Genomic DNA, 14,182 nt, shown 5'->3' on the forward strand with positions numbered 1-14,182 from the left:
ATAATGTCAAACATAGATGTTATCAGAAAATAAAAGATTATAGAGCAGATTTTCAAGTGCTATATAGAAGGAGAAAGCTCCATAAAGAATCCAGGACATGTATGGAAGATGTTATTACTTCGAACCTTTAACAGATTTTATCGTATGACTGGTTAGTTTAGTGCTGCTGTTTTTTGATAAATTGAACCCTAATCACTTCATACGTGTTTATTTTGACATATCACCGCAGGTCTTTTTGCCCGAACTGTTTTTATTTGGTTGGGAAGAGAATTGCCATACGTTTCGGCTTTTAAAACATTGAATTAGGGTGTTGTTTCATGTATAATCTTAATTAAGTTAATTTACCATAAAGTTACAACACCATTTATGTGCTTATTATTAATAATAGAAGGGGACTGTAAATATGTCATTTCAGGATTTGGAGAATTTAGAAATGCTCCAGCGCAATCGTGTTAACAGCCGTTCCTATTTTTTTCCGTTTACAAGTAAAAAGAAAGCGCTATCTTATGATCAGAATGTATCTGAGCGGTTTCAATCGCTGAATGGGGTGTGGAAGTTCAATTATTCAGAGAACCCGCATCAAGCTCCAATCGTTTCTTCAGAAGAGGCGCACGACTTTACAGATTGGCATGAGATTGAAGTGCCACATCATTGGCAATTACAAGGCTATGATGTACCACATTACACAAATGTGAATTTCCCATTTCCAGTTAATCCGCCCCATGTTCCGACCGTGAATCCGACCGGGTCATATTACCGGGAATTCTACATTCCACAGAATTGGGACGGGCATGAGGTGTTTTTGCGTTTTGAAGGTGTCGATAATTGTTTTCATGTGTGGGTAAATGGCCAGGAAGTCGGTTACAGTGAAGGAAGTCGTTTACCTTCTGAATTTAATATTACAAAGCACCTGAAACAAGGACAGAATACGTTAGATGTCCGGGTGTATAAATGGTCCGTTTCCAGCTATATTGAAGACCAAGATATGTGGTGGATGAGCGGTATTTTTCGCGATGTGTATGTATTGGCGCGACCATCTGCTTATGTTGAGGATGTCTTTATTCGCTCCTATTTAGATGATGCTTACCGAGATGCTTCAATGACTGTAGAGGTTGATCTTGCTTCAGCAAGTCAAAAAGCTCATGGACCAGTAAGCTTAGAATATTGTCTGCTTGATGCTCAATATAAAGAAGTGATGACTGGGGTACAAGAGGGGCTTGAGATTGCCCAAGATGGATCGAAAGTTGTCATTCAAAGGGATGTCGCCAATCCGCATAAATGGTCGGCAGAGGATCCGTATTTATACCACTTACTATTAACATTAAAGGATGGCAATGGCGACATTGTTGAGGTGATTCCACAGAAGGTTGGCTTTAGAAGCGTAGCCATTAAAGATGGCCTTTTACTTATAAATGGGGTAGCCGTCAAATTTAAAGGTGTTAACCGACATGACAATCACCCTGATTTAGGGCGAGCTGTCAGGCGGGAACATATGGAACAAGACATCATACTCATGAAGCAAAGTAACGTTAACGCCGTCCGGTGCGCTCATTATCCGAACGATTCACAGTTCTATGATTTATGTGATGAATATGGTCTTTACGTCATTGATGAAGCTGATTTAGAGACGCATGGCTTTGAAGTGACAGGCAATATTCATGAATTAAGTGATAACCCGAAATGGGAAGCAGCTTATGTTGATCGTATGGAAAGAATGGTAGAACGCAGTAAAAACCATCCATCCATTATTATGTGGTCTTTAGGAAACGAATCAGGCTATGGCTGTAATCATGATGCGATGTACGAGTGGGCACATAACCGTGATGATACAAGGCTTGTTCATTATGAAGGTGAGTGTCGTACGATTCCTTATTGGGAAGCTGATTCAACGGAAGAACCCGTTGCCTCTGACATATTCTCGTCTATGTATACGCCAATTGAACGCCTAGAAACACTTGGCAAGCGAACAGATTATAAGCGGCCGCACATCATATGTGAATATGCGCATGCAATGGGTAATGGGCCAGGCTCATTCAAAGATTATTGGGAGACATTTTATACATATGACCGCCTTCAAGGGGGATTTGTATGGGAATGGGCTGATCATGGCTTACGTGCACATACAGACGAAGGCAGTGAATACTTTGCTTACGGTGGGGATTTTGGGGACGAGCCAAACGATTATAATTTCGTCATTGATGGTCTCGTTATGCCAGATCGCACGCCTTCGCCAGGATACTTTGAGCATAAAAAAGTGATTGAACCGATTAAAGTGGCACACGTAGATGTCGCTAAAGGACAATTTGACATCATTAATCGTTATGACTTTATCAGCCTTGCGCATGTGCACGCATCGTGGAATGTAGAAGTAGAAGGCGATATTATCCAAAATGGGACATTGTCTGTTTCAGAAATTGCACCGGGATCTCGTCAGCGCGTCACGATTCCATTTCAAATACCAGAGGATGTGACATCAGACAGAGAATGTGTGGTTAACATTCGCTTTACTTTGGCAAAGGATACAAAGTGGGCAAAAACAGGTCATGAAATCGCCTGGGCACAATTTAAATTGCCCGAAACAAATGAAGTCCCTGTCGTAGATCACGCAGCCTCGGTTAAGGCACCGATAGCGGTATCAGAGGTGAATCATGTCCTCCACGTAGATGGGTACAACTTTGCGGTCACATTCAACACAATTACTGGCCAAATGCAGTCTTGGCACCATGAAGGACGCGCGCTCTTAACGACGGGACCAAAGCTGCAATTTTGGCGGGCGATGACGAACAATGATCATCGTTCAGAGCATGTATGGAAGAAGGTGGGTGTCCATTGGCTCCAGCAAAGAACAAAAGATGTGCAGTGGGACGTAGATGCAACACACTCAAGCGTCACTGTAACGGTGCGACAACGTATTGCACCGCCTATCCTTGCTTGGGGCATCGATGTCACGCTCGTGTACGTGATCGATGGCAACGGGGAGGTTATGATTGAGGTGACTGGTCAACCAGAAGGATCTGTGCCACGTACGCTTCCACGAATCGGTCTAGAAATGACCGTACCGAAAGCGCTAGATCAGGTAAAATGGTACGGAAGAGGTCCTGGTGAAGCTTATGCTGACACGAAGGAAGCCGCACGATTCGGTGTTTATACGAAAACGGTTGATCAGCTCATGACGCATTACATTTATCCTCAAGAAAATGGCAATCGCACAGATGTTAAATGGGTATCATTCCAAAATATATCTGGCATGGGCTATACAGTACAAGGTCAACCAGCTTTGAACTTCAGTGCACACCGATACAGTGTAGAAGATCTTGATCAGGCGCAGCATACGTATGAACTGAAGGAACGAGACGATATCACCATTCATCTTGACTATAAGCAGCACGGAATTGGTAGTGCGAGCTGTGGGCCTGATGTCCGACCTGAATATGAGTTATTAACAGAACCATTTCATTTTAAAGTGCGCTTTAATCCAGTGCAATAATGTGAAATATGACTTGCATACCGATATGGATAGGGGAAATCCAAGATGACTGATTTTGCAGCAACGACCGAGCCATTAAACCGTCCACACATCAATGGTGTCATGTGGAAAACAGTATCGGAGGCGTGTAACCTAGCATGTGACTATTGCTATTATAGTAGATGCAACGGAAAACCAGGCAAGATTAATCGTATTGCTGATGATGTATTAGAGAAGTTTATGCGTGAATATATGGAGCTAAAAAGGGGCATAGTGCCATTTGCTTGGCAGGGGGGCGAGCCATTATTGGCAGGCTTGGACTTTTTTAAAAAAGTCGTCTCGCTTCAGGCAAAGCATGCCCCTAAGAATACGATTATTAGTAACTCGATTCAAACGAACGGGATTTTAATTAATGAAGAATGGGCCGAGTTTTTTAAGACGTATAACTTCTTAGTCGGTGTGAGCTTAGATGGCCCAAAAGACATCAATGATGCCAGGCGTGTGACAGGATCAGGTAAAGGGAGCTTTGATCTCATTACGCGGGGCATTGATCATCTTCGCAATGCTGGCGTTGAGTTTAACATTTTGACAGTTATTCATGAAAATAACGTCGGAAAAGCAGCTGAGCTAATGGCGTTTTACGAACAAGAAGGCTATACACACGTGCAGTTCATACCGTGTATGGAATTTCAATCGCAGGATACATCTCAGCCAGGGCGCTATTTAATCTCACCAGAGCAATATGGCACATTTTTATGTGAGGCATTTGATCATTGGTATCGTGATGGTTCACCAACGATTTCGATCAGGTTTTTCGATAATATATTAAGTGTTTACTCAGGCTATTCAGCTGAAATGTGTGCGCATATGGAGACGTGCCCACGAACGATCATTTTCGAGCAAAATGGTGATGCCTATCCGTGTGATTTTTTCATAGACGATGACTTTAGGCTTGGTAATATTGCCCACGATTCTCTAGCACGTATGCTCCAAAGCGAGAAGATGGATCAGTTTCTGGCGATGAAGCCTGAGCTCAATGAGGCGTGCAAGTCATGTGAGTTTCTTCATCTTTGTCACGGTGGCTGTCCACGTAATCGCATTCAAGATGACGGTTCACGTGATGTGGAGTATTTTTGCGAAAGCTATAAGATGATATACCATCATGCACACAAGCGGATGGAACAACTCGGACAGACGATCAAAAAGAATCGATTGTTAGAATTGATTCATACAGGGCAGCCCCTACCAGGGCGGAATGATCTATGTATCTGTAACAGTGGTAAGAAGTTTAAGAAATGCTGTGAGCCGCTTTTGTAAGACTACAATAATAGCGTATTAGATTAAAAGTCTATTGAGGAGTTGAGCGTAAATGGGGAAACACAAACAACCGAATGTACTTTTCATTATGAGTGATGATCATGCGGCACATGCGATGAGCTGCTATGACAGCAAAATTAATGAGACACCGAATTTAGATCGAATTGCCAATGAAGGGATGCGCTTTGACAATTGCTTTTGTACAAACTCTATCTGTGCGCCTAGTCGGGCGACCATTTTAACAGGATTGTACAATCATAAAAATGGTGTCAAAACGCTAGGAGACAAATTTGACAGCCGTCAGCCAACCGTTCAAAAGACGATGAAGGAAAATGGCTATCAAACAGCTCTAATTGGCAAGTGGCATCTCGGATACGGCGGACATAGTAATCCATCTGGATTCGATTATTGGAATGTGTTCCCAAATCAGGGTGAGTATCATGATCCTGTGATGTATGACATGGGAGAAGAAAAGGTTTATAAAGGGTATGCGACAGACATTGTTACAGATCTGTCTCTTGACTGGTTGAAAAATAGAGATACAGAAAAGCCATTTATGCTAATGTGTCATCATAAAGCGCCACATCGTCCGTGGGATCCTGATGAAAAGCATATGCACATGTATGAGGATGTTGATATTCCTGAGCCACCGACTTTTCATGATGACTACAGCAATCGTGCGGAAGCGGCTAAGGAAGCACAAATGCGCATTGAACGAGATCTCAGAGAGCGTGACGTGAAGGCTAAGCCACCTGAGAATCTATCAGCTGGAGAGCTGAAAAGCTGGTATTATCAACGCTATATAAAAGACTATTTACGCTGTGTGGCGTCCATTGATGACAATGTTGGTCGCATGCTGGATTATCTCGATGAAGAAGGGTTAGCTGAGGATACAATCGTTGTGTATACATCAGATCAAGGCTTTTTCCTCGGTGATCATGGTTGGTACGATAAACGCTTTATGTATGAAGAATCATTGCGCATGCCTTTTGTGATTCGTTATCCACGAGCCATTAAGGCTGGATCTGTTACGAAGGATTTTGCACTTAATGTTGATTTTCCGGAAACGTTTCTTGACTATGCGGGCATCGACATTCCTGAGTTTATGCAAGGTAGGAGCTTGCGTCCTGTTCTCGAGAATAACACACCGGATGATTGGCAAACATCGATGTATTATCGCTACTGGGAGCACTTAAGCATTGAGCATCGTGTGGGCGCACACTACGGCTTGCGCACACACCAACATAAACTCATTTACTATTATGGGGAAGCGCTTGGAAGTGCTGATTCAATGGATGAGCCTAGAACACCTGAATGGGAATTGTTCGATTTGGAAAAAGACCCGTATGAGATGCATAACGTCTATCATGATCCAGAATATGCAGATACAGTTGAAGCGTTGAAGAAAGAGCTGTATCAATTAAAAGAAAAAGTTGGCGATCACGAATAACGGTTGAACCTAGTTTTGAAGGTGAAAGCTCTAGGTCATTTTTAAGAGCTCAATGAGAAGAACAAGATTAAACTTAGTTCAGAAGCACACGTGGGCTCAGGTTGAGGAAAGCGTGGAATTGGAACACCGAACACTAAGGAGGTCTGTTTGGTCAAGTGCCAAGCGGACCTTCTTCTTTATTGATGTGGCCGTGGAGATAGGCGATAGTGCGTGTTGAATCGGCAGTTGCGTGTTGAGAATCGGCGAGAATGCATGTTGAATCGGCAGTTCCGCAGAAAGCAGTCATAGGAATCAGACTTATACAGAACTGTCATTCTTTTGTTCTAGTCTATTTTAAAATCCTGATGTTTGATTGACACGTTCAAGTGAACTTGATATAATTTAATCAACTTAATTAGTTAGTTTAATTAAGTTAAAGTTTGAAAGCGTTGTCTTTCAAGGGTTCTAACCATATTTAGGAAAGGATTGAGGACAAAGACCGCTTAAAAGCTGTATATAAAGCGTGCTTAGAGACAAATACGAGGAGGGTCTTACAATGAAAATGAATAAACTATTAGTTACCTTCATGCTGCTCGCCTTAATTGGTTTACTTGCTGCATGTGGAGGCGATGATGATGCAGGTAAGCAAAAGGAACTCGATCAGGAAGCGTTAGACAATGTAAATGATAGCGGTTTCCCAATCGTTAAAGAGGAAATGACACTTAAAATGTTTACAGCTAAATCAGATGTCAATGCACCGATCGATTGGAATGAACTACCTGTTTGGAATGAATATGAAGAAATGACCAATATTGATCTTGATTGGGTTGAACAGGTAACGATGGACAGTCTCGCTGAGAAGCGTAATCTTGCGATCGGTGGTGGCGGGCTACCAGATGCCTTCTTTGCTTCAACACTATCGAACTCTGATTTATTTAAATACGGCGAGCAAGGTATCTTTGTTCGTTTGAACGACTTAATTGATGACTATGCACCAAATTTAAAAGCGATCATGGAGAATGACCCGAATATCGAGAAAGGGATGACGTTCCCGGATGGCAACATTTACTCGATGCCTGGTATAAGAGATAGCGACTTTTTATCAGTTAGAATTGGTGCACGTCCATGGATTGCCCAATCATGGCTTGATAAGCTTGATATGGATATGCCTGAGACGACGGATGAGTTTTATGACTTTTTAACAGCAGTAAAAGCAGCGGATGAAGATGTCATTCCATATAGCGGTGTGAATATGAATAACCTCATTTCATGGCTACGTGGTTCCTTTGGTTTAAACAATACAGGAGCCGACAACATTGATAAAGATCCTAACGGTGATGGATTACGTTTTATTCCAACATCAGATGAATACAGAGAAATGCTTGAGTACGTACGTAAGTTATATGAGGAAGAGCTTATTGAACAAAATATTTTCTCAATTGAATGGGGCCAGTATATGGCGAATGCCGGTGAAGGCAAGTATGCCAGCACAGTATTTTATGATCCATCATTAACATTTGGTAGTGATGACTTTGTTAGTGTCTCTGCTCTAAAGGGACCAAATGGTGATCAGCTTTATACAGGTGTTTTACCACCACTATTTAACAATGGACAATTTGTTGTGACAAGTGAAAACCCGAATCCTGCAGCAACAGTGAGATGGATGGACCACTTCTATAGTGATGAAGGTGCCAGACTAATGTATATGGGCATCGAAGGCGAATCCTATATAGAAGATAACGGTGAGTATAAGTATGTCGATGAAATCGAGAATGCAGAGCATAGAGAGCAGAAGATGTCTGAATATGTGCCATGGGTAGGGGTTAACCCTCCAGGTCTTGTTACATCAGACTACTTTAGTGGATCAGAAGCATCAGAAGCATCTGTAGAGGCAGCAGAAAAAATTAAGCCTTATGTTCCAAACGAAATTTGGTCCAAATTCACATACACAAAAGATGAAAACAAATTTATGAACTCAACAGGAACCGATATTGAAAAGTATGTTGGTGAAATGCGTGACAAATTTATTTCTGGCTCTGAATCTCTTGATGATGCCGGTTGGGAAAACTATGTAAAAACCATTGAAAATATGGGACTTGAAGAATATATGAACGTACAGACAGAAGCTTACGAGCGATACAGCAACTAAGTAATTTAAGCTGAGGCTGGGACAAACAGAAACGGTTAACTTCAAAGACGAACATTGCACTACACGTGCTCCGGAAATGGATCGAAGAAAAGGTGGCAAGCCTATTGCGGCAAAAAGCTTTAATTGCGCACCTTTTGATCTGTTTTCACCGAGCGCATATTTATCGCACAGTTCGGATGTTACTTTGATGAACCACGTTTGTCTCGAGCCTCCTTTTATAATCACATACATAAGCGCTAACAAAATATACTGGAAGGATGATCACCTTGACAGATGTTAATTCACAGGCAACGATCGCTTCACTTAATGAAATTGAGTCGCTAACCTATCATACTCAAACGATGAAGCTGCAAATTCCTGCCGCTCGCTTCGGTGTCATTGAGATAAAAGGGAGCAGCGCATTGCCGGTGATAGACCTTGATGGAAACGTATATGAGCCTTTGCACGACAAAGAGGTCAATATCACATTGCAGCTCACAAAAGATGGCAATCAGCATGAGATGAAGCAATTCCAAGTTTGTGTGACGGGGACATATGACAATGGCGGAGAGAACACTAAGCCAAAGGTCATTCCAGAATTAGCAGAGTGGTATGGGCTTGATGGTGTTATGCCAATAAATGCTGCAACAAAAGTCGTTGTAAAAGATGATCAATGGCTTGAAGCAGCGCTCATGTTGATCGCCGACTTAAAGGACATCGGCATTCATCTGTCTATGGGAGATGCGTCAGAAAGGCGTGATTCCGATGTGATCATCTTTGATGCGGACCATGAGCATGGGTTACAAAAAGAAGGCTACAGCATTTCCATTGCTAACAATAAAGTGGTTATTTATGCAGCACATCATATCGGTGCTTTTTATGCCACACGATCCTTACATCAAATGCTCAAAAACAGCGCAGATCATTGTCTCCCGAATGGCTATGCCCGTGATTATCCAAAATATCCAATAAGAGGATTTATGCTTGATGTCGGGCGTAAATTTACGAAGCTCGATCAAATTTATGATATGATTAAAACATTAAGCTACTACAAAATGAATGATTTTCAAATTCATTTAAATGACAATGCTATTTTTTTAGAGCATTTTTCTGATGCAAAAGAGGCGTTAGAAAAGGCATATACTGGCTTCAGACTGGAATCAGACTTGGAAGGTCATGGTCATACGTTAACAGCTCAGGATGGCTTTTACACGAAAGCAGCATTTCGACAATTGATTACGGATGCACAAAAGCTTGGCATCACAATTGTACCGGAGTTTGATACCCCTGGACATGCCATGTCGTTTGTTAAAATCCGACCTGAATTGATGTATCAAGGCAGTATTGTGAATGGCAAGATTGATCAGGAAAGAGCCGCCATGTTAAATTTGGAGCATCCTGAAACCTTACCATTCATCAAATCGATGTACAACGAATTTCTTGATGGTGACGATCCTGTTATTGGCAATGTTCCCGTCCACATCGGCAGTGATGAATATTATGGTGATGCCGAGGTTTATCGTGCTTATGTGAATGATTTATTAGCATTTATACGAGACGATAAAAAGAGAACGGCTCGTGTATGGGGCAGCCTATCAATCAAAACCGGAACTACACCTGTAACATCAAAAGGCATTCAAATGGACGTTTGGAACACGAATTGGGCAGACCCTAAGGAAATGCTTGATCAAGGCTTTGATATTATTAATATAGAAGACCATCAAGTATATATGGTACCTGGTGCTGATTATTATCAAGACTATCTTGATACAGAGGTTCTATTCCGAACGTATCAGCCGAACACATTTAATAACGGCTGTGTCATTCCAGAATCACACCCACAATTGTTAGGTGGTGCTTTTGCCTTGTGGAATGACCAAATAGACAAGCTGGAAAATGGCATTACATGCTACGACATGTTTGATCGTATATTTGACGCACTTCCAATTATTGCACAGCGGAATTGGGGTACGGATTCAACTATGACATACGAGGCGTTTCGCGCATTAAGTAAAAGCTTGGCTTACGCACCGAATACGAATCCACGCTTTCAAGTCCCATCAAAAACAGCAACCATTGTGCATTATGATTTTCACAAAGGTCTAAACGATCTTAGTGGAAACGAATATGACGTCATACAAGCGCATCAGGCTACACAAAAAAATGGCATGATGTTTAATGGCGAGGACGCTTTTTTAGAAACGCCGCTGACAGCTATCGGACCTGATGCCCAGTTGGATATTGAACTTGAATTAACGGACGTTTATGACAAGCAAGTTCTTTTGGAAGCCGATGATGGTGGTATCATCTATGCCGTGAATGCTGATGGGTATATCGGTTATGAGTTTGAGGCAAATACGTATTCATTTGATTATAAGCTGAAGCCGAATCAAAAGGTATTGTTAAGCTTTGTCACAACATTGCACCAAACGAAGCTCTTTGTAAATGATCAAGAGGTTAGGCTTACAGATGATACAATGAAGCCGTTCAACACACTTATTTTACCTCTGCAACGCATAGGAAGCTCACAAGACTCGCTTCATGGGACGATTTCGATGCTTAAATTAACAGTCAAATAGCATTGTTTTAATTTCAACTGTTGCGCGCTGTTCGGTTTTCTTATATGAACGACGAAACAGAAACGGATATGCGCAACAGATGATTTGCATATGAAACAGAACATTGAACAGCTTAATGTATCATGAGCTGTTCTTAAATTTTTTAATGAACAAACAGCTTAGGAGGTCGGACATCATTGCTTTACTATACTTAATTATCGGTTTAACGGCCTCTGTTTTCGGGGCGCTCGCCGGACTTGGCGGTGGCATCATTATTAAGCCTGTCCTCGATTTAATAGGACAGTATGATGTGGCAAGCGTTGGGATATTATCTGCTGCGACTGTATTTTCAATGTCGTGTGTATCTCTGTTTAATTCAACAAAACTAGACGTTAAAATAAATGTAAAATCAAGCCTCGTCATTGCGGCTGGATCTATTATCGGCGGCGTTCTCGGAAAATGGTTATTTAACATACTCGTTCACGAAATTAATGCCCCTGATAAAGTCAAGCTCATTCAAGCGATTATGATTGGGCTTTTGATGGTCATCATTTACATGTTTGTAAAAAACAAACAAAATATCAAAACGTATCATTTAAGCAATGCATTCGTCATATTTGCAATCGGACTGTGCTTAGGTAATCTCGCCGCTTTTTTAGGGATTGGGGGCGGACCACTTAATGTGGCTATTTTAGCGTTTTGTTTTTCGATGAGTGCGAGGGAGTCCGCACTCAATTCGATCTTTATCATTTTCTTTTCTCAGCTGTCAGCACTAATTTTCACAGCATTTTCAACTGGGTTTTCCCAATTTGATTTGTCTATGCTTCCTTATATGATTATCGGTGGTGTGTCTGGTGGGTTAATTGGAAGTAAGCTTGCACGGAAAGTGAAAGACGCTCACGTAGAAAAGATATTTACAGTGGGGATTGTCCTCATTATTTTAATTAATGTTGCCAATGTCGTTGGGTATTTTTATTGATAAATAGATAAGGTTTATTTTAGAGGAGGGATCGTGTGAAAGGGCATCAACAAAAGGGGTGTTGTGCGGCGTCACGATCTGTTGCGGAGATGACAGACAAGAAGGAGCTTGTTCAGCCAAAAACGCAGCTTGATCAATCGGCTAATCACGTTCATCATAATATGGTTTATATACCTGGTGGCGATTTTTTGATGGGAACCAATGACAAGAGTGGCTTTCCGGCTGATGGAGAAGGACCGATTCGCAAAGTGACAGTCAAGCCATTTTATATGGATGTACATACTGTAACGAATCAACAGTTTCAAGCGTTTATTGAGGATACAGGTTATGTTACAGAAGCTGAACAATTTGGGTGGTCATTTGTGTTTCATGTATTGATCGATCAAACGAATGCGCAATTTGTGCGTCAGCGTGTTCAGCAAACGCCATGGTGGCTCGTCGTTGAAGGGGCGACATGGGCACATCCTGAGGGACCTAACTCTTGTATCTCTGATCGGATGGATCACCCTGTTACTCATGTGTCTTGGCATGATGCCGATGCATACTGTCAATGGGCAGGTCTGCGTCTCCCGACAGAGGCTGAATGGGAATATGCAGCCCGTGGGGGACTTGAGCAAAAAACGTACGCATGGGGGGACGAACTAACGCCCAACGGTGAGCATTACTGTAATATTTGGCAAGGGCAATTTCCGACAACAAACACAGTTGCGGACGGTTATGTAAGTACTGCACCAGCAAAGAGCTTTCCTGAAAATGGTTATGGTCTGTTCAATGTTGCTGGGAACGTCTGGGAATGGTGCTCTGATTGGTTTGCAACGAACATTCATAAACGTGGCGGTCGAGAAAACCCAACTGGTCCGGTTTCTGGCACCTCACGTGTGATGCGCGGTGGCTCTTATTTATGCCATCATTCCTACTGCAATCGATACAGAGTAGCTGCCCGGACATCTAATACGCCAGATAGCTCAACAGGAAATATCGGCTTTCGATGTGTAAAAGATGTGTGACTGGCTCATGCTATGTCTTAAAGATTTAAATAAAATAAAGTAAATCTATAAGCGTGTAAGAAATTCGTAGCATATACGGTTTTTTACACGTTTATTAAAAGCCGGTTCCTGTTTATAAGAAGTACCTTAATTTTGTTTACGCCCTAACGTATCCATGCTATACTCGACTTATTAAAGTAAATATAAAAAGAGAGCTTGAATTAATTTAATTATCGGTGTATGAAGATGGTTATATTTGGTTTTATGGAGAGGAATAATCATCTTTTAAAAATATGATTAATAAGTTGCGAGTGACCATATTGATGGTGTGGAAGAAAGTAGAATTTTAAAATACATTTTTAGAAAAGGAAGAGGCGCGATGGTTTACGCAATAGGCATTGATATAGGTGGTACGAAAATTGCCATGGCCGTAGTCGATCAAACTGGCGCAGTAATAGACCAGAAGATCATCAAGACAGACATAACGGTTGAACCTGAGCAGGTGATGGAGCAGATTCATTCAGAGGTAAGTGGGTTGATTGCCAAGCATCCGGATAAGCCAATCAAAGGTATCGGCATCGGTGCACCAGGACCTTTAGACAGTCAGAAGGGCGAGATCACGTGCCCACCAAATCTCCCGTTATGGAAAGATGTCCCAATCGTTCAGTTAGTAGAGGGTCATTTTGAAATGCCCGTTAAGCTAGAAAATGATGCGAACGCCGCAACAATTGCCGAAAAATGGATTGGTGCCGGACGGGATTTCAACCATTTTATTTACTTAACGGTTAGCACTGGTATTGGTGCTGGGGTAGTCGTTGAAGGCACGCTCCTTCGTGGGCAAAACGGCAATGCGGGTGATGTTGGTCACACCGTTGTTGACCCTTCATTTGGCACATGTGCATGTGGCCAAGAAGGCTGTCTGGAGGTTGTTGCATCCGGTACAGCGATCGCGAAAAAGGGCTCAGAGATTATGGGCCAGACATTAACGACTGAAGACGTATTCAACCTATATCACGATGGACATCCACAAATTGTTGATTTAATTGACCGGGTCATGCAGCGTCTCGGCGCAGGCTGTGTTTCTTTAATTAATACGTTTGATACGGAAGCCATTGTTATTGGCGGGGGCGTTTCAAAAGTAGGTGCCCCATTATTCCAAGCACTGCAAGACTATGTTAAGAAATATGCGCTTAATCCGAAAGGACGTCAAACTAAAATCATACCAGCAAAGCTTGAGCAAAATCCCGGTGTCATTGGCGCAGCGGCGTTGATGTTTGACGTTTAATGTCTTAGGCGATCTGGCGCATGTTGTCATGATG

General features: G+C 42.1%; 8 protein-coding genes. All 8 read left to right on the plus strand.

Annotation, left to right across the window (positions count from 1 at the left end; translation table 11 throughout):
* Positions 1 to 403 precede the first annotated feature (403 nt).
* The 8 genes from lacZ to HPC67_RS05815 all read left to right on the plus strand — a co-directional run bounded on the left by lacZ (position 404) and on the right by HPC67_RS05815 (position 14,148).
* Positions 404 to 3,487, plus strand: coding sequence for a beta-galactosidase, LacZ type (lacZ, locus tag HPC67_RS05780; RefSeq protein WP_217586509.1), 3,084 nt, complete (start codon positions 404 to 406; stop codon positions 3,485 to 3,487).
* 45 nt (positions 3,488 to 3,532) lie between these two features.
* The gene (locus HPC67_RS05785; RefSeq protein WP_217586510.1) at positions 3,533 to 4,783 is read left to right on the plus strand and encodes an anaerobic sulfatase maturase; all 1,251 of its coding nucleotides are present in this window, start codon (positions 3,533 to 3,535) and stop codon (positions 4,781 to 4,783) included.
* Between the two features lie 52 nt (positions 4,784 to 4,835).
* Positions 4,836 to 6,233 (plus strand): sulfatase family protein, encoded by a 1,398-nt coding sequence (locus HPC67_RS05790; RefSeq protein WP_217586511.1) that lies wholly within the window; start codon positions 4,836 to 4,838, stop codon positions 6,231 to 6,233.
* Positions 6,234 to 6,768: 535 nt separating this feature from the next.
* Positions 6,769 to 8,361 carry an extracellular solute-binding protein gene (locus HPC67_RS05795; RefSeq protein ID WP_217586512.1) on the plus strand — a complete coding sequence of 531 codons (1,593 nt, stop codon included), beginning with the start codon at positions 6,769 to 6,771 and terminating at the stop codon, positions 8,359 to 8,361.
* 266 nt (positions 8,362 to 8,627) lie between these two features.
* Positions 8,628 to 10,919 carry a family 20 glycosylhydrolase gene (locus tag HPC67_RS05800; protein ID WP_217586513.1) on the plus strand — a complete coding sequence of 764 codons (2,292 nt, stop codon included), beginning with the start codon at positions 8,628 to 8,630 and terminating at the stop codon, positions 10,917 to 10,919.
* Between the two features lie 103 nt (positions 10,920 to 11,022).
* Positions 11,023 to 11,877: a sulfite exporter TauE/SafE family protein gene (locus tag HPC67_RS05805; RefSeq protein WP_246569739.1), complete on the plus strand. Its 855-nt coding sequence runs from the start codon at positions 11,023 to 11,025 to the stop codon at positions 11,875 to 11,877.
* An 89-nt stretch (positions 11,878 to 11,966) separates the two neighbouring features.
* A complete protein-coding gene (locus HPC67_RS05810; protein WP_217586623.1) occupies positions 11,967 to 12,884 on the plus strand; it encodes a formylglycine-generating enzyme family protein in 918 nt (305 codons plus the stop codon).
* A 358-nt stretch (positions 12,885 to 13,242) separates the two neighbouring features.
* Positions 13,243 to 14,148: an ROK family protein gene (locus HPC67_RS05815; RefSeq protein WP_217586514.1), complete on the plus strand. Its 906-nt coding sequence runs from the start codon at positions 13,243 to 13,245 to the stop codon at positions 14,146 to 14,148.
* Positions 14,149 to 14,182 lie beyond the last annotated feature (34 nt).

It is taken from the genome of Lentibacillus saliphilus (assembly GCF_019093865.1).
Lineage (GTDB): Bacteria > Bacillota > Bacilli > Bacillales > Amphibacillaceae > Lentibacillus_B > Lentibacillus_B saliphilus.